This is a genomic window from Sulfurimonas limnophila (assembly GCF_059705345.1).
Genome location: NZ_AP046127.1, coordinates 2034609 through 2055979 on the forward strand (window position 1 = coordinate 2034609; position 21371 = coordinate 2055979).

The 21371-nt window shown below is 36.3% G+C and carries 25 protein-coding genes; 9 read left to right on the forward strand and 16 right to left on the reverse strand.

Annotated features, from left to right (window positions below):
• The 5 genes from AC6H33_RS10355 to AC6H33_RS10375 all read right to left on the reverse strand — a co-directional run bounded on the left by AC6H33_RS10355 (position 1) and on the right by AC6H33_RS10375 (position 4863).
• Positions 1–225 (reverse strand): DUF2798 domain-containing protein, encoded by a 225-nt coding sequence (locus tag AC6H33_RS10355; protein WP_497604812.1) that lies wholly within the window; start codon positions 223–225, stop codon positions 1–3.
• Positions 226–244: 19 nt separating this feature from the next.
• Positions 245–313, reverse strand: coding sequence for a hypothetical protein (locus AC6H33_RS10360; RefSeq protein WP_497605996.1), 69 nt, complete (start codon positions 311–313; stop codon positions 245–247).
• Positions 314–334: 21 nt separating this feature from the next.
• Positions 335–799: an FKBP-type peptidyl-prolyl cis-trans isomerase gene (locus tag AC6H33_RS10365; protein ID WP_497604813.1), complete on the reverse strand. Its 465-nt coding sequence runs from the start codon at positions 797–799 to the stop codon at positions 335–337.
• Between the two features lie 66 nt (positions 800–865).
• The gene (locus AC6H33_RS10370; protein WP_497604814.1) at positions 866–3664 is read right to left on the reverse strand and encodes a helicase-related protein; all 2799 of its coding nucleotides are present in this window, start codon (positions 3662–3664) and stop codon (positions 866–868) included.
• Between the two features lie 29 nt (positions 3665–3693).
• Entirely contained in the window at positions 3694–4863 is a 1170-nt protein-coding gene (locus AC6H33_RS10375; RefSeq protein WP_497604815.1) for a nucleotide sugar dehydrogenase, read from the reverse strand.
• Positions 4864–4989: 126 nt separating this feature from the next.
• Between AC6H33_RS10375 and AC6H33_RS10380 the strand changes: the two genes are divergently transcribed.
• Complete coding sequence (locus tag AC6H33_RS10380) at positions 4990–5433, forward strand: hypothetical protein (RefSeq protein WP_497604816.1); 444 nt, start codon at positions 4990–4992, stop codon at positions 5431–5433.
• Positions 5434–5439: 6 nt separating this feature from the next.
• On the opposite strand, the gene AC6H33_RS10385 is transcribed toward AC6H33_RS10380, so the two are convergent.
• The 3 genes from AC6H33_RS10385 to mtnK are packed head-to-tail and all read right to left on the reverse strand — an operon-like array spanning position 5440 to position 9701.
• Positions 5440–7401 carry a bifunctional aldolase/short-chain dehydrogenase gene (locus tag AC6H33_RS10385; protein WP_497604817.1) on the reverse strand — a complete coding sequence of 654 codons (1962 nt, stop codon included), beginning with the start codon at positions 7399–7401 and terminating at the stop codon, positions 5440–5442.
• Positions 7402–7405: 4 nt separating this feature from the next.
• A complete protein-coding gene (gene mtnA, locus AC6H33_RS10390; protein WP_497604818.1) occupies positions 7406–8485 on the reverse strand; it encodes an S-methyl-5-thioribose-1-phosphate isomerase in 1080 nt (359 codons plus the stop codon).
• A complete protein-coding gene (gene mtnK, locus AC6H33_RS10395; RefSeq protein WP_497604819.1) occupies positions 8475–9701 on the reverse strand; it encodes an S-methyl-5-thioribose kinase in 1227 nt (408 codons plus the stop codon). Before mtnK ends, mtnA begins: the two co-directional genes overlap by 11 nt.
• A gap of 99 nt (positions 9702–9800) precedes the next feature.
• Here mtnK and AC6H33_RS10400 point away from each other — a divergent pair, with 99 nt between their 5' ends.
• Positions 9801–10001, forward strand: a complete 201-nt coding sequence (locus tag AC6H33_RS10400; protein ID WP_497604820.1) for a hypothetical protein — start codon at positions 9801–9803, stop codon at positions 9999–10001.
• Here AC6H33_RS10400 and AC6H33_RS10405 read toward each other — a convergent pair.
• Genes AC6H33_RS10405 through ahbA form a run of 5 tightly spaced genes read right to left on the reverse strand, consistent with a single transcriptional unit; the run spans position 9998 to position 12561 of the window.
• Entirely contained in the window at positions 9998–10693 is a 696-nt protein-coding gene (locus AC6H33_RS10405) for a Rossmann-fold NAD(P)-binding domain-containing protein (protein WP_497604821.1), read from the reverse strand. The two genes, AC6H33_RS10400 and AC6H33_RS10405, sit on opposite strands and share 4 nt — an antisense overlap.
• Positions 10680–10982: a hypothetical protein gene (locus AC6H33_RS10410; RefSeq protein ID WP_497604822.1), complete on the reverse strand. Its 303-nt coding sequence runs from the start codon at positions 10980–10982 to the stop codon at positions 10680–10682. The genes AC6H33_RS10405 and AC6H33_RS10410 overlap by 14 nt, the downstream gene beginning before the upstream one ends.
• Positions 10979–11140 carry a hypothetical protein gene (locus AC6H33_RS10415; protein WP_497604823.1) on the reverse strand — a complete coding sequence of 54 codons (162 nt, stop codon included), beginning with the start codon at positions 11138–11140 and terminating at the stop codon, positions 10979–10981. The genes AC6H33_RS10410 and AC6H33_RS10415 overlap by 4 nt, the downstream gene beginning before the upstream one ends.
• Entirely contained in the window at positions 11137–11544 is a 408-nt protein-coding gene (locus AC6H33_RS10420) for a hypothetical protein (RefSeq protein ID WP_497604824.1), read from the reverse strand. Before AC6H33_RS10420 ends, AC6H33_RS10415 begins: the two co-directional genes overlap by 4 nt.
• Before the next feature lie 9 nt (positions 11545–11553).
• Positions 11554–12561 (reverse strand): siroheme decarboxylase subunit alpha, encoded by a 1008-nt coding sequence (gene ahbA / locus AC6H33_RS10425; RefSeq protein ID WP_497604825.1) that lies wholly within the window; start codon positions 12559–12561, stop codon positions 11554–11556.
• Between the two features lie 142 nt (positions 12562–12703).
• Between ahbA and AC6H33_RS10430 the strand changes: the two genes are divergently transcribed.
• On the forward strand, positions 12704–13270 hold the full coding sequence (locus AC6H33_RS10430) for a precorrin-2 dehydrogenase/sirohydrochlorin ferrochelatase family protein (RefSeq protein ID WP_497604826.1): 567 nt from the start codon (positions 12704–12706) through the stop codon (positions 13268–13270).
• Positions 13271–13651: a hypothetical protein gene (locus AC6H33_RS10435; protein WP_497604827.1), complete on the forward strand. Its 381-nt coding sequence runs from the start codon at positions 13271–13273 to the stop codon at positions 13649–13651.
• Here AC6H33_RS10435 and AC6H33_RS10440 read toward each other — a convergent pair.
• The 3 genes from AC6H33_RS10440 to AC6H33_RS10450 all read right to left on the reverse strand — a co-directional run bounded on the left by AC6H33_RS10440 (position 13648) and on the right by AC6H33_RS10450 (position 16339).
• The gene (locus AC6H33_RS10440) at positions 13648–14868 is read right to left on the reverse strand and encodes an MFS transporter (RefSeq protein ID WP_497604828.1); all 1221 of its coding nucleotides are present in this window, start codon (positions 14866–14868) and stop codon (positions 13648–13650) included. The two genes, AC6H33_RS10435 and AC6H33_RS10440, sit on opposite strands and share 4 nt — an antisense overlap.
• Positions 14861–15757 (reverse strand): glycosyl transferase, encoded by an 897-nt coding sequence (locus tag AC6H33_RS10445; protein ID WP_497604829.1) that lies wholly within the window; start codon positions 15755–15757, stop codon positions 14861–14863. Before AC6H33_RS10445 ends, AC6H33_RS10440 begins: the two co-directional genes overlap by 8 nt.
• Positions 15758–15934: 177 nt before the next feature.
• Entirely contained in the window at positions 15935–16339 is a 405-nt protein-coding gene (locus AC6H33_RS10450; protein ID WP_497604830.1) for a hypothetical protein, read from the reverse strand.
• 511 nt (positions 16340–16850) lie between these two features.
• Here AC6H33_RS10450 and AC6H33_RS10455 point away from each other — a divergent pair.
• The 5 genes from AC6H33_RS10455 to AC6H33_RS10475 all read left to right on the forward strand — a co-directional run bounded on the left by AC6H33_RS10455 (position 16851) and on the right by AC6H33_RS10475 (position 21237).
• Positions 16851–17177: a hypothetical protein gene (locus AC6H33_RS10455; RefSeq protein ID WP_497604831.1), complete on the forward strand. Its 327-nt coding sequence runs from the start codon at positions 16851–16853 to the stop codon at positions 17175–17177.
• Positions 17178–17216: 39 nt separating this feature from the next.
• A complete protein-coding gene (locus AC6H33_RS10460) occupies positions 17217–17903 on the forward strand; it encodes a c-type cytochrome (RefSeq protein ID WP_497604832.1) in 687 nt (228 codons plus the stop codon).
• A complete protein-coding gene (locus AC6H33_RS10465) occupies positions 17893–19317 on the forward strand; it encodes a cbb3-type cytochrome c oxidase subunit I (RefSeq protein ID WP_497604833.1) in 1425 nt (474 codons plus the stop codon). Before AC6H33_RS10460 ends, AC6H33_RS10465 begins: the two co-directional genes overlap by 11 nt.
• An 11-nt stretch (positions 19318–19328) precedes the next feature.
• On the forward strand, positions 19329–19496 hold the full coding sequence (locus AC6H33_RS10470) for a hypothetical protein (protein WP_497604834.1): 168 nt from the start codon (positions 19329–19331) through the stop codon (positions 19494–19496).
• Positions 19497–19596: 100 nt separating this feature from the next.
• Positions 19597–21237: a cytochrome D1 domain-containing protein gene (locus AC6H33_RS10475; protein WP_497604835.1), complete on the forward strand. Its 1641-nt coding sequence runs from the start codon at positions 19597–19599 to the stop codon at positions 21235–21237.
• The last annotated feature ends 134 nt before the right edge of the window (positions 21238–21371 follow it).

The window sequence follows — 21371 nt, forward strand, 5'->3', positions numbered from 1 at the left end:
TTATCTTGATGCTATTTTCATAGCAAGTTTACGGGCAAAAGGAAATACAAGAAGTATTGTCGGAAATGCGATAGCATACGCAACCAACCATGCATGTATCCAAATCTCAACGAAATTATCTACCAGTCCTAAGTTGATAAATGTTATCGCTCCCGACATGATAAAACTCATAAAACCAGAGAGTAAAAGTGCCTGAACCTGATGAAGGTATTTTACTGAAACCATTTTTTCCCTTTGTTATATTTTATGTTGCCCAGACTCTAAAGCTTGTGGCTCTTTTAGAATTCACTCTGTAACCAAGTGAGATAATCATATCTAGGTTATAAAAGTCAATCTAATGCTGATGCTGTTGTTCTCCCTTTAGTAGCTCTTGGGCTATCTCGTCTGAGAGTTGTTCTATCTCCAAAATCTTGCCACTTGCTACGATTGGTACTCCTGCTAGTTCGTGATTTGCATTGAGAGTTGCGTATTTTTCATCTTTGCTCTCAACTATATACACGATGCCTTCTTCTTCACCGTCAAGTTCCGTACCTACAAAAATACCTTCTGGCAAATCTTCGAGCAACTCTTTTATATGCAAAGCCTCATTGTACTCACCAAATGCCTCTGCTGGAGTTAGCGCAAGATGAAAAGTATAACCTGCTTCTTTCCCATCAAGTTCATCTTCTAGCTTTTGAAAAATTTGACCGTAACCGCCGTGAAGATACATAAGTTCTTCACTCTCATCAATGATATTGCCCTCTTGGTCTTCTAACTTTATAAGCATTGACACAAGTGTATTTTTTTTAATTTTATCCATAGAAAATCCTTTTTTTATCAAAATAACTATTTTAGTCGACTAATGTAATGTAGTTTTATCACTAAACTACCTCTTTCTATATCCACCGCTCTTTACACCACGCCCTGCATAGTTTTTCTTAAAACATGCCTGACAGATTCCGTAAGGGGAGTTTGGCGGGAGTGGAGCACTGCACATTCTGCATTTTGTTGCGAGTTGGCTCTGCTGAAGTGAATTTTCTATAAATTTGTTCAAAATCCCTCTTGAGGCTCTTGCTCTGTTGGCATCGATAAAAGAGTCACTAAATCTGTAACTAAGCCAGAGATAGAGCGAAATCTCTTTTACCATATCCTCAGCACGGAGTAGTTCATCTGTTGTTTGCGCATACGCACCGCTTAGCACTGGTGCGACATAAGCAACGGGCATATTTTTTTCTAAAGTGTTTAGATAACTCTCAAAAGCGCTAACTATATATGGCGATTTGAGCGTAAGAGGCGCACATGCAAGATGATATTTTGTAGTCAAATCCAAATCATAACTATCGATAAGAGTTGAAACTTCCATCATATCATCTAAGTTTGTTGCCAAAAATGGACCATCAAACTCCATATTTTTTACAAAAAACTTTAAAATCTCGTGCAATGATTTCTCTTCTAGGATAGTTCCAACAAGTTTTATATGGTCTAGATTTGCCATCACTTTAAAAGGTATGGTTATACTCTTTGCCTCTTTGTTAAAGTTTTTCTTTATAACATTTAAAACATCACCGCTCAAAGCCCCAACATAGCCTTTTTCATGGAGCCCATATCTTCCTGCACGACCAGAGATTTGATGGATTTCACTTGGGATAAGCGTTCTATCATTTACGCCATCAAACTTCTCTGCTTTTGAGAAAAGTATAGTTTTTATAGGCAGATTCATACCCATTGCAATAGCGTCCGTTGCGACAAGCACCTGTGTCTCGCCTGAGCGAAATCTTCTTGCTTCCTCGCGTCTAACCTCTGGAGAGAGGTTGCCATAAACAACGCTTACGCTAAAGTATTTTGAGAAGACCTGTTTGAGTTTTAAGACATCTTTTCTGCTAAAAGCGATTATTGCCGTATTTGCCTCGACATCTTTTTCATGTGTTGGAGAGTCTAATAGAATTAGAGGATTTTTTCTCTCAAACTCTATGATTTCAAGCTCTTCGCCTAGGTACTTAGCTAGTGCTATAACCGCATCTTTTGCGTTTATAGAGCCAGTCATGATAATCTCTTTTGCTGGTGCGCCAATGATAGCATTTGCCCATGCCCAGCCACGGTCTCTATCGTCTAGCATCTGCACCTCATCAATTACGCAGACATCGACATCCACATCAAAGTTTACCATCTCAATAGTCGAACTTATATGCGTTGCGTCCTCATCAACTATCTGCTCTTCGCCAGTTATCAAAGATGCGCTTATGCCATCATCTCTCAAATCCTCATAACCCTCTAGCGCTAAGAGTCTAAGCGGGGCAAGATAGTAACCCGTATCTGCGCTCTTTAGTTTCTGCATCGCCTGATATGTTTTTCCGCTGTTTGTAGGTCCTATATGAAGAGTTAGCTTTCTTCTCATATCTCTTGCGAGTGGAAAAAGGTTCTTAAAATCTCTAATAGTTCGTGCCAAGAGCTCATATCTCTGTTTTTTTGCTATCTCTTCTGAGATAGAGTGAATAAATCTTTTTACACTTTTTCTAGCTATCTTTGGAGATATATTTAGTGAAGCACTCAAAAACTCTAAGAGCACATCATAAACCTTGCCATAAAGCGCTTCATTGTTAAGATGTAAAAGCGTGGCATATCCCCTGCACTCATCAGCCAAAGAGGTTAAATCGTTTAAAAAATGCTCTTCATGCTCTTTTTTAAACTCCTCTATTACTGTGCTAAAATCTACATTTTCGCCCTTCCAGATATCTTCTAGCAGAGAATTTAACTCTATATGTACTTCAAGAGTGTATGGTTGTTCTGTCTTTGAGTATGGCAGTTTTACACTTTGTGGCAGCGCTATAAGCAACTCTTCATCGCTTATATCTATCTCCACCTCTCCAAGCGCTCCTTTAACGACACTATAAATAACATTCTCTTTTAGCATAGGATAAGAGAGTTTGCTCTTTGGCGGCACAACTCTTAGTGCATGTAAAATCTCTTTTTGACTTAGATGCGGATGCGGGTCTTTGAGGTTTTTTATGAAACTATCTATCTCTTGCTGTTTTTTAAGCGTTGAGAGCTCTTTTGCTTTTTCTATCTCGTTTGATAACTCATCTTCGTCGCCATCTCTTAGATGCTCATACTCAAATGTTTTTGTGTTGATAGTTAATATCTTATGGAAATTTTGTCCATAAAGTGCGTATTTTAAAGAGGCGTTAAACTCTATGGAGTCATCTATATCAAAAACGCCATCTACTCTCTTTTGGAGACGCTCTTTTTTAAAACTAAAGCGGATGTGAGAGAGCTTTGACTCCATCTTCTCGATAGTTATTTTTTTGCTTCTAACGTCACTAAAGGCGTCATGTAGGGCTTTTGCCTCTTGCTCAGTAACATTTAACTGAGATATAAGAGACTCTATCTTCTCATCTCTCTCCAAACTCGGCTCGACTTTGCTTGTCGCTTTATAAATTGTGCCATTGTGCGCAAAGAAGTTAAAAATATCTACTCTTGTATCACCATCTGCTTCACTCCAGAGCACTCTTGCCATCTTTAGAAGCATCTCTTGGCTTTTTTCTATATCATAAATTCCAAGGTAGTTAAAAAGCTCACTTAGCGTTTGCGTACTTACTCTGGCAACGCCTACATCAAAAGGGTCTTCATCAAAATATTTCTTGATTTTTTGGTTTACTTTAGAGTTTTTCTTATTTTTCTTAGCCATTAAAGCGGCTCCATTTCAGGATAATATCTCTACGAATCACTATTGAAAATATCTCTTGTATAAACTTTATCTTTTATATCCATAATGCTCTCACTCAAGCGGTTTGCAACAACAACATCACTTATCGCCTTAAACTCATCCAGATTTTTTATAACTCTTGAGTTAAAAAATTCACTCTCCTCAAGCACTGGTTCATATATAACAACCTCTATCCCTTTGGCTTTTATACGTTTCATAATCCCTTGAATAGCACTGCTTCTAAAGTTATCGCTTCCGCTCTTCATCACAAGTCTATACACACCCACTATCTTAGGTTTTTTCGCCAAAATGCTATCTGCTATAAAATCTTTTCTTGTGCTGTTTGATTTTACAATCGCCTCTATCATATTTGATGGGACATCTGCATAGTTTGCTAGGAGCTGTTTTGTATCTTTTGGAAGACAATACCCGCCATACCCAAAAGATGGATTGTTATAGTGAGTCCCAATTCTAGGGTCTAGCCCAATACCCTCTATAATCTGTCTAGTATCAAGCCCGTGTGATTGTGCATAAGAGTCAAGCTCATTAAAGTATGCAACTCTCATAGCAAGATAAGTATTTGCAAAGAGTTTTATCGCCTCTGCTTCTGTTGAGTCCGTAAAGAGGATAGGTATATCTTTTTTGATTGCACCTTGCGCTAAGAGTTCTGCAAAAATTTTAGCCCTCTCGCTCTGTTCGCCAACTATGATACGGCTAGGATAGAGATTGTCATGAAGGGCTAACCCTTCTCTTAAAAACTCAGGCGAGAAGATGATATTTTGGGTTTTAAACTTCTCCCTTAGGCTATTTACATATCCAACTGGAACGGTTGATTTTATGACCATAACAGCATCTGGATTTATACTCAAAACATCAGCAATTACATACTCGATACTCTTTGTGTTAAAGTAGTTTGTCTGCGTATCATAATCAGTAGGTGTTGCGATGATGATATAAGTAGCACCTTGGTAAGCATCCTCTTTATCTAGCGTTGCACGAAAATTTAAATCATCGCGTACTAGATACTCTTCTATCTCTTTATCTTCAATAGGAGAGATTTTTTTATTTAGCATTTCAACTTTTTGGGGGATAATATCAAGAGCCACTACTTCGTTATGTTGAGATAAAAGAATCCCATTACTAAGCCCTACATATCCTGTTCCCGCTATCGCTATCTTCATCTTTTTTACCTTTATTTATATCTTCTTATTCTATAAAACTTCTACTTTAAAGCGACTTACAAAGGCATATATTAGCCCCTTTCTGCTAGAATGACTTCTTTAAATTTTATTATAAAAGGTTTTAAAATGGTGGCTTATTTTAAAGATGTACAGAGCGATATTCTGGCATACAGAGAGAAACTTCAAAAACACAATATGGTCATAGACAAAACAAATCTTCTCTTTTTAAATCTTATTTTGGATATTTTGGAGTATCTAGGTACAGAAGATGGCGATAAGCTTGATGAGCTTTGTGAGTACAATGTTTTAACAATGAGAAGAGAGTTTGATGAAGTTATCAAAAGTGATGCGATAAATGAGAAAGCCCAAGCCGTTTTACTTACATTTTTTCTACGCATCGCCAAAGAGATGGAGATAAAATATAAAGTAATCGAAAACGAACATCTAAAAAAACTCTACTCTATGGTAACATCAAAAGATTTTAAATACCCAAGCTATATAAAAAGTCAAAAAAACTTTGCGCTTGAAAATATGCCTGATAATATCAAAAGAATGCTCTACATGAAGTGAGAAGGATTATATAATCCTATCACTTCCGCCATCTATTGCAACTTGTGCGCCTGTTGTTTTTGCAAATGCTCTTCCTGCCATTGCGCATACAAGTTCTGCTACATCGTTTGAGCAAATTTCAGTCTTTAGTACATTGTTTGTTTTATACTCCTCAACACTCATTCCATAAGCTTTTGCACGATTTGCTAGAACTTCATCACTCCAGATAGCTGTATCAAAAACTGCATGTGGATGAAGTGTATTTACTCTTACTCCAAACTCGCCAAGCTCTAAGGCTGCGATACGTGCGAGTTGAGTCTGTCCAGCTTTTGCAACTGAGTAAGCAGCCGCTCCCTTACCAGGGGCTGGAAAGTTTTTAGAAGCTACCATAACCACAGTTGCGTCAATACCAAGTTTTAAAAATGGTGCTGTATATTTTAATAGTTTCTGATGCGAAGTGAGATTTATATCCATGCTTCTTTGCCAATTTTCATCACTTAACTCATCAAGATTTTGGCTTGGTGTGAAGATTCCAGCATTGCTTACTACTATGTCTATTCCACCAAAACTTTTAACAGTTTTTGAGATTGCACTTTGGATCTCATCACTGCATGTAAGGTCACATCTTATGCCCATAGCATCGGCTTTGCTAAAGATTTTCTCAACATCTGGATTTATATCAAGAGCAACAACTGCTGCGCCCCTCGCATTTAACATCTTAGCGATTGAGAGACCTATTCCACTTGCCCCTCCCGTTACAAGAGCAATTTTCCCACCAAACTCAGACGCTTTTGCACCGCCTTTTAGCTTTGCTTGTTCAAGCGACCAATACTCTACTTCAAAAATATTTGCCGCACTCAGAGCCTTGTATCCGCCAAGTTTCTCAGCTTTTAAAATTGCTTCGTAAGTGTGCTCATTTATATCTTTGATAATATTTGCCTCTTTTGCATTTTCTCCAAAACTAAGTGCTCCTCTGCCTCTTAAGATGGCAAAATTTGGTGCTGGATTTAGCACTGTTTCATCTTTTTTGTTTGCCTCAAAATAGTCTCTATACGATTTTACATAGTTTGCCAAATCGCTCTTAAAATCATCTCCCAAGATAGATGGAACTCTCTTTGTTCGTATAACATGGTCTGGTGTTAGAGGGCCTTGAATGGCGATTTTATCGATATTTTGTTTTGAGAAATGGAGTGCCAAATCGCTATCGTTAAAGATTGAGATAGTTGCTTTTCCCTTTAAATTAGAGACTTCTTTACGAATTTTTGCAAGAGTAAGAGGCTCAATATTGGCACTGCTTTTTTCTACATGTAGCTGGGCGCCATTGGCTTTGAGGTACGTCTCTGCCCTATCCACAAGCTCTATGGTTTTCTCATAAGACTCTTTTGCATCATCGCTAAATGTAAATAGCCCATGATTTAAAAGAACCATCCCCTCTAACTTACTCCAATCAATCCCCTTCGTCATCTCATAAACCAGTTTTGCAAGAACAAATCCAGGCATAATGTATGGGATAACCAAAACGCTATCCCCATACAGCTCTTTTAGCCTCTTCTCACCATTGTCTGTATTTGTGATGGTTACAACCGCATCGGTATGAGTATGATCGACAAACTTAAAAGGGATAATCGCATGTAAAATCGCTTCAACTGAAGGGTTTGGTGCAGATGGATTTGTCATGGCAAGTCGTTGATACTTTACCATATCAATATCGCTTAACTCTTGAAGCTCTGCCATCTTAAGTAGCATCTCCATCTTAACAGGAGCAAAACCCTCTGCCTCAATGGTCGCCAAATCCCATCCACTTCCTTTTACATAAAGTATCTCTTCTCTATCACCAAAGAGGTTTGTTGCAGATGATTTTACAGAGGTATTTCCACCGCCATGCAGAACCAAAGAGCTATCTCGCCCAAGCAGTCTTGAGGTATAAACCCTCAAATCCAAATCTGTTTTATAATTTTGCGCTTCTTTGTTATCCCATAAACTTTTCAATATCTTATCCTCTAAACTTTTCTTTTATCTCATCAAAATCTGCTCTGCAAACACCTCTGTTTGTTATAAGAGCGGTTATTAGCCTTGCTGGAGTTACATCAAAACCATAGTTTTTAGTAGGTGACTCCTCTGGTGTGATTCGCACTCTGCGCAAAACTCCATCTTCATCCACTCCTCTTATAAACTTAACCTCATCGCCACTTCTCTCTTCAATTGGTATCTCTTTTACACCATCGTTTATCTCAAAATCAAAAGTAGAAGCGGGGATTGCCACATAAAAAGGAACTCCGTTATCATGAGCTGCGAGTGCTTTTAGATAAGTTCCTATCTTGTTTGCCACATCTCCATTTGCACTTACTCTATCAGCCCCAACGATTACCATATCCACCTCGCCTCTTTGCATCAAAAGTCCGCCCATATTATCGGCTATGATGGTATGCTCTATACCCTCTTTGGATAGCTCCCATGCAGTAAGTGAAGCGCCTTGATTTCTAGGGCGTGTCTCATCAACCCAAACATGAAGATCTATTCCTCTTCTTTTTGCTTCATAGATGGGGGCAAGTGCTGTTCCCTCATCAATTACTGCCAACCAACCTGCATTACAGTGGGTTAAGATGTTTATGCGGGTTTTATTTTTTTGCTTTAGTATCTCTTCTATGATGTCACAGCCAAACTCAGCGATTTTTTGGCTCTCAAGCGCTTCCGCATCATTTAGTTCTATCGCTGCGTCTCTTGCATCTTCTATTAAATTGTCCGAATCTTTTAAAAGCTCCATCATCTTATCCACAGCCCACATAAGGTTGATGGCAGTTGGGCGTGATTCTCTTATTAGAGCCGCCTTCTCTTTGAGAGCATCATAATCTCCCTCAACTTCCATAGCAGCTATATATATCCCAAAAGCTGCGACACTTCCTATAACTCCAGCCCCGCGAACTGTCATATTTTTTATAGCAGTTACAACTTCCTCAGTTGTAGTTAGATGCCTTGTATCCTCGATAAAAGGGAGTAGTCTTTGGTCAATTACCTCTAAACACTCATCAAAGAGATCATCATTTAGCCATAGCGCTTTATAGTTACCTTGCATCTCTTAGTATCTCCAGTATCTCATCACAATTTTGTATAGTTTTATAACGCATCAAAAACTCCCTTGCTATTTTTAACACCATCTCCTCAGCCTTTTCTCTTAGTAGATTATCTTTTATCCCTCTTATCTCTTCTACTCCAGCAACACCGTAAACCCTGCGCGCCGCTTCACATCCAGCAAAACCAACACTATCACGCAGTATATCTTTTACAAATTTTCTCTTATATGCTTCAAGTGTTATGCTATCAAGGTATCCCTCTATTAAAAGTGCGGAGTTTTTAGACTCACTCCAAAAATCTAAAAATTTAGTTTGAAACTTTGCCAAAAACTCTTTTATGCCCAAAAGAAGCCACTCTTTATACTCATCATCTCTACTAACTACGCTATGATAAACATAACTGCTAACAAAGTTTGCCAACAACACACCTATATCAAACCCAAAAGGTCCAACAAAAGCAAACTCTGGGTCAATTATACACGCCCTTGTCTCATTAATCATAATTGAACCAGTATGCAAATCTCCATGCAAAAGTGCATCACTTTGCGTCATAAATTTGTACTTTAGCTCTAAAATCTTCTCTTTGAGCTCCATGTCTAAAAAAAGCTTTTTTGCCTCTTTGCTATCCTCCACTCTCTCTTTGTTGTTTGTCTCATGCTCCATAAAAGCAAAACTAAACACAAAATCCTCACTAAGTTTACATAACTCAACATTTGAGTTAAACCTATCCACAAGAGCTCTCTTCTCAGAACTGCTTAAGTGCAAAGATGAAGTATAAAAAAGCGTTGCAGCCATAAAAGTAGAGATTTGCTCACTAAATTTTTTATACTCTGTTCTCTCAATAAGACCTTTTCTCATAATTGTGTAAGAGTCTAAATACTCCATCACAACCAAGCTCATAGCCTCATTTGCATGATGTACCTTTGGAACAAAACTAGGAAATATAGAGTAAAATTTTTGTAAAGCGCGTATCTCATAGCTCATCCTCTCTCTGCTAAGAGCAAACTCTTCGCCAACACAGCGCAGATACGGAACAGCCTGTTTTAAAATAAGAGCTTTTTGTGAATCCTGAATTGAACTAATTTTATAGACATAGTTTAAGTTCCCATCCCCTATCTCATCGGCTTGTAGCTCATCTTCGCCAAAGTAACTCATAACACTATTTACATCTAAGATATAATCCAAAACGGTTAACTTATCTAATTTTTTATAGTTCATAATCCCTCTTGTAATCAAAAAATTTCATATAAAATATTTTACATTTTAAAAAAATTGTAGCATAATTAGAGACTACATTTATCAGTTAAGAGGCTATTTATGGGATGGACATGTCAACATGACTACAATGGTTACTGCAAACTTATCAAAAAACCATGTGTTCCTGGTATGAAGGGTTGCATACTAAAGAGTAGCGAATATATCTTCAGCACAGGCTCTTATGAAGAGGATAAAAGAGTACAAGAGGCAAAAGAGCCAAAAGAGGAGATAGACTTCTGTGCATTAGCAAGAAGTAACTAATCCCAAAACTCAAGTGGATTGGGATATAAAAAATCGTATCCCAACTCATCTATAATTTTCTTGGATGAAACCCTGCGTCTTGAAAACCCATCAAAAGTCCCCATCTCTCTCTCATGTTTTTTACTATTTTTTTGATGAATCTCTGCACGTGTTGGATGTTTTGGTGCAACAAGATTGTAAATCCCGCTATTTACTCCAGCATGTAACATTTTATTTACGATTGCTATTACATCATCTCTGTGGATATAGTTTACAAACCCATCACTAAAAGCAGTAGCGCTCTTCCATACTCCAGCAACTCTATCGCTTCCCATCAAACCGCCGAGCCTAAGGATCAAAACTCTCTCTCTTTGCGCCAAGAGTAAATCCTCTGCCTCTTTAATCAATGAGCCTTTTGTGATAATAGCGCTCTCATCAATATCTTCATCAAACTCTTTATAAACGGAGGTTGAACTCATTAAGATAATATCAGAAGTTGAATTTGTTAATGTTGCTATTTTTTGAAGTGTACTTAAGTAGTTCTCTTTTGTGTGAATAGCGATAATTATAATATCGCTTTGCCAAAAAGATGACTCATCAAGAGTGTTTTCTCGTGAGAAACACTCCACGCAAAAGCTCTTTTGCAACTCTACAAAGAGAGGTTTTCCAAGCCATCCACAGCCAATAATGGCTACGCTTTTACTTCTGCTCATTTTTAGATTTATTTATGTTAAAACTCTTTTTAATAGTAACCATCTCATAGATAGAGACTTCAGGCATAGCTTCTTCGATTAGCTTATCAGTATCAGCATAAGCACCCTTCATCTTCTCTATATCTTTATAGCCAGTAGGTTTTACTTCGCTTGTTGCTAAACTAATACTTCCTGCCCAAAAAATTACGAGCATAAGCCAAACTGTTTTTTTGGCACCAGCATAAACACCGACAAAATGAAATGCCGCACTTAAAAGCACAGCGATTATTAAAATAATAGTTAAACTCATTTTACTAAATTTTCCCCTCTTGGTTTCATATCAATCCCCGTTCCTTCAAACATCTTACTACCTAGTTTTTCTACGCCGAGTGTCGCAAGAAGCATCAATAAAGATATAGCTAGAAGAAAAACTATTGCTAATCCATATCTTTTAAGGGTTGCTTTCATTTACTTTTGTTCTCATCTGTATAAACATTTTCACTGCCTATCCAATCAACACATCTTGAACTATGAAAATCTCTCTCGTACTCATCATGCTTAAAGAGGTGATCTTCAAGCTTCCAGCCTAGACTTTTAGACAAAAGCACGGATTTTGAGATTGTTCTGTGCATTTTATTCTCACAGATAACCGTCTCATTGTTGTTAAAAATTTCTTCAACACCATTCATTCTCTTTGTTGTAATTGTATAGTGAAAACCAACCATTATGATTATCATACCTGTAACGCCTATTATCCCTTTTTTAAGAGCACCTTTTGGCATAAAATCTCTAGTTGTTACAAAGAGTGTGATAACTAGGAAAAAAACTCCTATTACTAAATAAACCGCTTCTAACTCGAAAAAAAGTTCCATAACTATCCTTTAATTGTATAAATTACTATACTTGTCTTCCCAAGTATTAAACTCTGGAGCAAAATACTCTATTCTTACTTTTTTAAACTCTCTTGAACTGTAAAGCGGCATATGGCTCTTTGAGTCGATTTCAGATGCCATATCTTCTATAATTGAATTCGTCTCTTCCACACTTTTTCCATGAACCATAGTAAAAAGATTGTATTGCCAATTTGGATATTTTGGACGAAGATAGCAGTGTGAAACTGCACTAAATGCAGCAGCCCTCTCTCCTACAGCTTCGCCCTTTTCTTCATCTACATCCCAAACTACCATAGCGTTTGCACTAAATCCTGCTTTTCTATGGTTAAGAATTGAAGCAAATCTTCTCATAACTCCAGCTTCTTGAAGTTCATCTAAAATCTTAAAAAATTTATCATAATCAATATTTAAATCATCTATTATCGCTTTAAATGGCTCTTTGCTCATCTCTATATCATATTGAGCCGCTCTGATAATTGCATGATGAAGAGGCGTAAGCTCTATCTCTGTATGCTTTACTTTTTTTACTTCCTCTTTTTTTTCATCTTTACCGGTAGTATTTAGTTTAACATTTATCTTAAAGAGTTTAAGTGTTGGAAGCATAATAAAATCATCAGCCTCTGTTGCTTTTGCCAATATTTCAACTGTTTTTTCAAGTCCAAACTTAGAATTTGGAGCAACTGCAAGTGTAAACCAGATATTAAAATCATGATTTCTCTCATAGTTATGTGAAATTCCAGGGTGAGAGTTGATGATTTTTACTGCATCACTTATTTTATCTGCTGGTATTTTAAACGCAACCAGAGAAGATACATAGCCTAATCTTTTAGTATCAAAGATTGCTGATGTTTGACGTATAATATTTGCCTTTTTTTGCTCTTGTAAAATCTCAAGAACCTCATCTTCGCTCATACTGAGTTCATCTGCAATTATCTTAAATGGTCTTGCAACCAAAGGAAATTTCTTTTGGATACGCGATAGTATTTCGTCTTTCATATATAGTAATGTTCCATTTCTCTAATTAATTTGTTTGGATTGTAATCTAATTTCAATTAATCCTAGTTGATTTTTATCAACAAGAGATTTTAAAAAAGTATGATATTATGTCGCTCAACTTAAGAGAAAAAAAAGAGAAGTTTTGAGCTATTTTCCTGCCTTTTTAAACCTTGAAAACAGAAGAGTTTTACTTGTCGGTGGCGGAGAAATTGCCTATTCAAAACTTATTCACCTTTTAGAGTTTACCTCTGAAATCTCTATAATTGCACAAGACTTATCTGATGAGATAATTGTATTGGCAAAAGAGAAAAACCTCAGTGTAGTACAAAAAGCGTACAGCAAGGGAGATATAACTAATTTTGATATTGTAGTTGTAGCAGTTGATAGCATCTCTCTTCAAGCAGAGATTTTTGAAGAGTCAAAACGCTACAATTGTCTTTGCAGTTGTGTTGACTCTAAAGAGCATACTGATTTTATCTTTGGTTCTTATATAAAAAAAGATGATTTAATAATTGCAATATCAACATCTGGCACCTCTCCCGCTCTTGCAAAGCAGTTAAAAAAATATCTTTTGGATCTAATTCCTTCTGATATAGGAACTTTTTTACAAGAGATGAAAATGTTTAGAGAAACTTTACCAAAAGGTAAAGAGAGAATGCAAATGCTTCAAAAAAAAGCAGAAGATTATATAAATAAATGGAGTAACTAAATGAATGTAAAAAAAGTTTTAATTTTTGGATTTTTCACAGCCTTTTTAATATTGGGAATTGTTTCAATGCAGCGTGCCCTTCCAGATTCTAAAGAGGATCGTATATACTTGGCTATAAAAGAGTATAGTCCTTATGTTGTTGAAAAAAGAATCGGTGGATTGACGATTTTAGACAAAAGAGACAGTAAAATAAAAGAGAAACCAGATTCAAGCGACTTCTATCATAGATTAGATGAACTTGAAAAAAAATGGGGTAAAGAGCACTTGGTAGTCGAGAATAACGAGCTTATAATAAATGGCGAAAATAATCAGAGCATTGCTAGAATTATGATAGAAAATGAAAAAGAGAGAGCTTTTCTTAAAAGCTTTTTTGGAATTTAAACCTCCAAAGCGCTCTCTTGAAGCTTAAGTGACAGAAGCAGAGCCAAAAACAAAACTGCTATTGACAATGAGTAAAGTACTGTGTAACTAAAAAAGTGTAAAACAACCCCGCCTAAAATTGAGAAAAACATTCCCAAAGATACAATATTCATCTGAATAGCTATATATACTGGCCTTTTATCTGCAGGAGCTAGCTTAAGTATCAGATTGCTTGAAGCTATACGATTTCCATCCATAGAAGCTCCAACTAAAAAGAAAATGAGCATATACTCATAAAGTGAGGATGCACTAAACGCTAAAATTATTGCAATGATTTGAGATAAGATTGCTACTTTTGCGGTAAGTATATTTTTTCCACGTCCACTAAGAGCTCCCCATAAAAAATTACTAAGCATCGCACCAACCATCTGTGTTGTTATAAGCCAACCAATTGCTACACCATCTAAATCTATTTTTTGCTGTGCGTCAAGAATTATAAAAGGGAGTGCAATAAGGTATCCATATGCCAAGAGAAATGTGCTTACTTGAATTTGAAAATTTTTATCTGCCCTTAAAATAGCATATGAATTTTTCAAGAATTTACCAAAACTGCTCTCTCTTTTTGAAACCTCCTCTTTTATAGGTTCATCAACCAAAGCAAAAGATATATACCCAAGAGCCATAATAAAAGAGCTAATTATAAAAAGATACCCGTAACTCTGCGGGGCTTCAAAAGATTCTAATATCCAAGCAGCCAAAGCACCGCTAAGAAGACCACCTACTGCGCTAAAAAACTGTCGATATGCCATAGTCTTGCCACGAAATTTATGAGTAAATATTTTTGCCATTATCTCTCTAAAATATATCGCTGCAAAACCTGCACTAAAAGAGAATATAAAAAGCCCCAAACCTATTGAAAACAGGGTTATATTTGGATAGTTTTCACCAAAAATTATAATTGCTATACCTATTAAAAACCATGATAAAAATCTTACAAAAAAGATTCTGCGAAGGTATGGCATCATAAGCTTGTAACTCTGAGCATGAAACGCAGCAAAAAGCTGAACAACCACAGCTCCGCCCCTAAGAAGAGAGGCAAAAAGACCTACAAGCATAGAGCTTCCGCCAAAATAATTTACAATAAGAGGTAAAATTGTGGATGGCTCGGCTATTGTTGTTCCAATAGCCAAAAAGAAGCCATGTAAGATATTTTTTACATGGCTTGAGAATTTATCCATTTAGTTTTTCGTAAGCTTCTTCAATACTCGCTGCTTTTTGTGCAACAAATAGATAGACAGCCGCATTTAAACGTGCTAGTTTTAAAAATTCTTCAGATGGATTGTTTATTTGTTCAATTGATTCTTCAAGAGTTATCTTCTCCCAAGATTTCGTATAATTTATACCAAAATACTCAGGATCAATTATCATCTCCTCAACATCTTCTCCATTAACAAGCCACAATCTCCCTTTGCTAAATAGTTCTGGAGTTCCTTCATTACCTTGAATAAGTGCAAATCTTTTATATTTATCTGAAAAAACTTCTACATATTTTTTTACATAAGGCTTATGAAAAACTCCAGTAATTGCAAATTCGCTTGAAGCAACTCTTGTTAGTTTTTCAATAGTGTTAATGCCTGTACGAAGACCTAAACGCATACGCATCTGAGTTAAATCATGCATCTCTTTAAAAAAATCTGCTCTATCAAAATAGTGGATATTTTTATTTAACTCAATATTTGTAGCCACATCTTTTAAGGTAATTCCAGCTTTTGCAGGTGCTAAATCATCGCCAACAACAACAAGTTCTAGCTCGGACTCTTTAAGCACTTTTGCTACAAGAGGGAAGATAAAAGGGTTATTTGCTTTTCCATCAAATGGATATCCAAGCTCTATAGAATTTGCTATGGGAGTTCTTTTTATAAAGCCATCACATGCATCTACAACTCCTCTAAATTCTTCTCTTGTCTCAGGCTTCAGTCTCCATCCAAGTAAAAAAGCTGCTGCTTGTTCTGGATGAACATCTTGTTTTAAAATTTGTTCCATCATATCTTTTGCCTCTTCCTGAGTCAAATCTCTATTGCCTTTTTCACCCGTTCCCACTGCATGTATATACTTGAAAAAATCCATTTTTATTCTCTACTTTATATAATTTTTTTTGCTCGTATAATATAATTATTTTATTAATATGAGCTAATAAAAGCCCTTTATATTTGAAAAGAAGTTTTAAGCACAGTTATTTATAATTTTTGAAGAAGGTTCTTTCGCCTAGAATTTGTAGACGAAAGAATAAAACGAAGAATGGAATTAATGCCCTTTAGATTCACTTTGTAGTTCGTCTACGATAGCAGATCTTAGTGAATTGAGCTCACTTTGAGGTAACTTGTTTTTATTGCACATAATATGCTCTTTTGCTACAGTAATAGTAGTAGAATGGGTTTCAGAACCAATCATCTTTTCAGCAATTATAGCATTTGCCTTAAACTGAGTCATTCTCCAACCATCTTTTATTCCAGCTTTCTCGATAGACTCTAAAACACTCTTTGTATTACGATTTCCGATAAATATCGCTGTCTTACAAATTGTTGCATCTGCACTCTCCATATTTGCTTCCATCTCTAAATGATTTGAAGCTCCTGCAGTTGCACTACAACCACTCATTAATGTTAACGCTGTAATAGACACAACAGCTATTGATACGATTTTTTTCATCTTCTCTTCCCTTTTTGCTTTCAAATGAATTTTTATAAAATTAATTCTATTTAAAAAAAATTAATTAATCAATGATATAATAATAGAGATAAAATAAAATTTAAATTTAAGATAAGAGTTTATTAAATGACAGTTCAAGATATTATTATAATCTGCGTAATGAGTGTTCCAATGTTAATGTTTTCAGTTTTTCCAGGCATTTGGTTAGGTGACTATTTTGAGCAGAAATATAGCCTTGAAGAGAAACAAAAACGTATTGTAATAATAGTCACTACTATATCATTTGCCCTCATCCTTTCTTCACTTCTCCATTTCCTCTAGATATATAAAAAAAAATTATCGCATAAATAATTTAAAATTATACTATTGTTTCCTATTGTTACATAAATAATAAAACAAACCTTAATTTTTAAATTAGATAAAAAAATTGATGTATATCAACTGCTTTTAAAGTAATTCAGATTAAACTTCTCTTGATTCTGAAAAATTTTACAAACATAGGAGAAATAAAATGGTTGATGAAGCTTTAATGTCACGAGATATTCTTGTTGATGATTTTTTAACAATCTTTATATCTTCTACTCTTGTATTGATATTTGGAGGATTCTATGTTGGTATATATACGGCTATAAAAGTTAAACTTCTAAAAAATTGGATGATGTATATTGGCTACTTTTTTTGGATTTTAACTGCTTATTGTTTGTATTTGATGGGAAGTTTGATGCATGTAAATGACTTTACAGCTAAAGCTTTAGTTGTTGCTGCAATTGGATTGTTACTGCTTCCACATGCAGTCTATTACATGCAAGATCATGTTCATCAAGAAAATGAACATTAATTTTTATATATATTGACCCATAATTTATAGGAGGTTATAGTGGCTACAAAATCCGTATGGAGTGATAATCGCTTCTGGCAACGCACAGCAGCGTGGGTTACAGGTTTTGCTTCAGTTTTACTTATTTGGTTGACGTTTGATACAAGCGCACAAATATCAATGGGAACTGATGCAGACTTACAAAATGGTGTAACTAAAAGGGTTCCGGGACCTACAGTTATCAATTATAAAGTTACTTATGAGATGAATAAGAAACGTCAACATGAAATTCCAGTAATTGGTGGAATGAATGCAGAAGGAACTTCAGCTTTCCAAGAAAAAGAGAATTTTTTTGGTAGAGATAATTGGTCTGAAGAAGAAGCTGGTGCTTTACTTCACCTTGGTAAGTTAGCTTCTCAAACTAAGAACTGTATGAACTGTCATACTTTACTTGGAAATGGTGCATATTACGCTCCAGACTTAACAAAAGCTTGGTTAGATCCAGCATGGGGACCAGAAGGTTCAATGCAAGCAATGACAGGTAAAGAGACTAAAGAAGAAGCGATGGCTGAGTTTTTACAAAACCCATCTCAATATCCAACTCACGCTCGTATGATGCCAAATCTTGGTATTACTGCTGAAGAGGCTAAGGGCTTAGTTGCTTTCTTAAAGCACTTATCATCTATAGATACGAATGGTTTCCCAAGAAACTTTGGAAAAATTCAAGGAGCAGTAAATGGCAAGTAGTTATTCAAAATCTGAGTCTAAAAAGTTAGCAACTTGGTATTTTACTGTTGCAGCAACTCTTTTTGGAGCACAGTTACTCTTTGGTCTTGTAGCAGCTATTCAGTATGTTATGCCGGGCTTCTTATTTGAAATCCTAGATTTCTCTGTAGCTAGAATGGTACACATCAATGCACTTGTTGTATGGATGGTTTTTGCTATGTTTGGTTCTGTTTATTGGTTATTACCTGATGAAACAGGAATTGAAACTGTTGGTATTGGTCTTGGAAAATTACTTTTCTGGGTATTTACTGCAGCTGTAACTGTTGTTGTTCTTGTATACTTATTCATTCAAGTTGGACCTGCTGATGAAACATCAATATGGTTTATTCATGAAGGTAGAGAGTATATCGAAGCACCGCGTTGGGCTGACTTAGGTATTACTGTTGTAGCACTTGGTTTCGTTGCAAACCTTTTCATGACAGGTATTAAAGGTAACCGTTCTGGTATCGTTACTGTTCTTATGGCAGATATGATTGCTTTTGCTGGTCTTTACTTAACTGGTATGTTCTACACTGATAATATCTCTATTGATCAATTCTGGTGGTGGTGGGTTATTCACCTTTGGGTTGAAGCTACATGGGAAGTTTTTGTTGGTGCACTAGCTGCTTATGGTCTAATCACTATGATTGGTGCACACCGTAAAGTTGTTGAAATGTGGTTATGGATCGAAGTAGCAATGCTATTTGGTTCAGGTATCCTTGGTATGGGTCACCACTACTTCTGGATCGGTACACCTGAGTACTGGTGGGAAATTGGGGCACTATTCTCTGCACTAGAGCCATTACCACTTGTTGCGATGTTTATCCACGTTCTTTATGACTGGGGTAAAATGCAAGGGGAAGAAGCTGCAAAAGGTCAAGATTTATCGGTTATTACAAATAAACCTGCGTTTACATGGTTTATCATGAATGCACTTGGTAACTTCTTAGGCGCTGGTGTTTGGGGATTCTTCCACACAATGCCACAGGTTAACCTTTATACACACGGAACACAGTTTACATCTGCTCACGGACACTTAGCGTTCTTTGGAGCTTATGCAACTATTCTTATTGGTATGATGTATTTAGCAGTTCAAGGAAAAAACAACATTAAAATACTTAATAACACTAAGTCGTCTATTTGGGCGGTAAGTATGATTGTTGGTGGTGTTGTTGGTATGACTGTAGCACTTACACTAGCTGGTTATTCAGACGTTATTATATCTCGTGCACAAATGGGTGCTACATGGGCTGGTTATTTTGATGCTCAAGCTACAACTTGGTTAGTACAAGGTTTAGTATGGAGACTATTAATGGGTGTTGTTACATTTGTAGGATTCCTATTCTTAGTTAAAGATTTATTGAGTATCGGTAAAGCTACTCACCACGTAAGATAAGGAGAGATACAATGATGAACGCAATGTTTGAGCCGTTTGTAGATGTAGTACCAAGTTTTTTTGCTACTTTGTCTCAAGGGCCAATGACTCTAACTATTTTCTTGCACACTGTAATTATACTTCCAATGTTTTGGATTTATAAGCAAGAAAAAGCTCGTTTAGAGAAAGAGGGTAACTAATTATTGAAACACTTTCAGGGCCCAATAGGGCCTTGAGTTTCAATTATGTTTCAGGCCTGAGAGGGCTTGTAAATTTGTCTATTTTAGAAGGAGAAATAAAATGAGATTAAATAAATTAGTATTATCAGTAGCTGCAATGGCAGTTGTTGGTTCAGGTATGCTTGCGCAAGCAGCTGATTTTGATCCTGAGAAAGTTTTTGAAAAAGAGTGTCAAGGGTGTCATGGTCCTAACCTAGAGGGTGGTGTTGGTTCAGATTTACGTCCTGCTGTAACAGCTAAGAAAAACTCTTATGAGCTTGCTGAAACTATCTTAAACGGCCGTGCAGGTACTGCAATGCCATCATTTAAAGATAAAATGACTAAAGATGACTCTGATAAAATGGTTGATTATATCCAACACTTTAAAGGTAGAGTAATCAAGCAACTAACTCTTGATACAGTTAAATCTGCATGGAAGCCTCTTAATGACAGAATGGCATTCTTTACAAAATATCCACAAGCTGCGGATGTTAAAAAAGTTACAGACATCTGTTTCGTAACTGAGCGTGATGCTGAGCGTGTTGCATTCGTTGATGGAACAAGTGGCAAAGTATTGTCTAAGCACCCTGCTGGTTTTGCGGTTCACGTAACTGTTACAAATAAGCGTCAACCTCGTTATGCTTACTCAATCTCTCGTTCAGGTTTAGTAACAATGTTCGACTTAAATACTCCAGGTCAACAAAAAATTGCTGAAGTTCAAGTTGGATCAGACTCTCGTGGTCTTGCAGTTTCACCAGATGGTAAATACCTAATGGCTGGAAACTATGTTCCAGGCGGTGCTATCCTTCTTGATGCTATGACTCTTGAGCCGTTAAAAGTTTACCCAACTTCAAGCGTTATCAAGCCAAATGGTGATATCGATTCTTCTCGTGTAGCTGGTATCTTTGATACTCCATACGGTCCTTATATCGCATTTGCACTTAAAGATGGTGGACATGTTTACATCGTAGATTACTCTAAACCAAACTTCCCAATTGTTGGTGATATTCCAAACATTGGTAATATTCTTCATGATGGTTTCTTAAATGAAGGTAAAGAGATTGGTCGTTACCTATTTATCGCTTCTCAAGGAAGTGACGTTGTTGGTGTTGTAGACTTTAAAACTAAATCTTTAGTTACAAAAATCTATACAGGTCCTGCATCTAAGCCACACCCAGGTCAAGGTTCTTCTTGGTATAACGAAACTCTTGGTCAACAACTTGGAGCAACAGTTAACATGAACTTAGGTCAAGTAACTATCTGGGATGATCATTTCGATGTTATCCGTCAAATACCAACTGGTGGTGGTGGATTGTTCGTTGGAACATCTGAGCACACTCCATTTGTTTGGGCAGATAACGTTCTTGGTGGTCCAGATGTTTGGAATCAAGTTCACTTGATTAACAAGCAAACTCTTGAGTTAGATAGAATCATTACTGTTGGTACAACTGAAGGTACTGTTACAGATCCTGTAACTCATAAAGTATTCTACAAATGGGAAGTTCCAACTGTAAAAGATGCTAAAGGTGAGGTTGTAGTTCCTCGTATACTTCACGCTGAGCCAGCAAATCACGGTCACTGGACTATGATTTCTGAGTGGAATGCTGGACGTATCGGTATCTATGAAGCTAAAACAGGTAAATTTGTTAAATACATCACTGGTTTAACAACTCCTACGTTTACTTACTCTATCGAGCACAGACAAACTATTCCAGGTGCATAACTAGCACTTTTTCTCTCCTTTTTTGGAGAGAAAAATCTCTTCTAAAATTTTCAATACTTTTATATATTCATTATTTTCACACACTACTCATTACTTCTCATATAATATAAAATAATCTTTTTTTGACATTTATA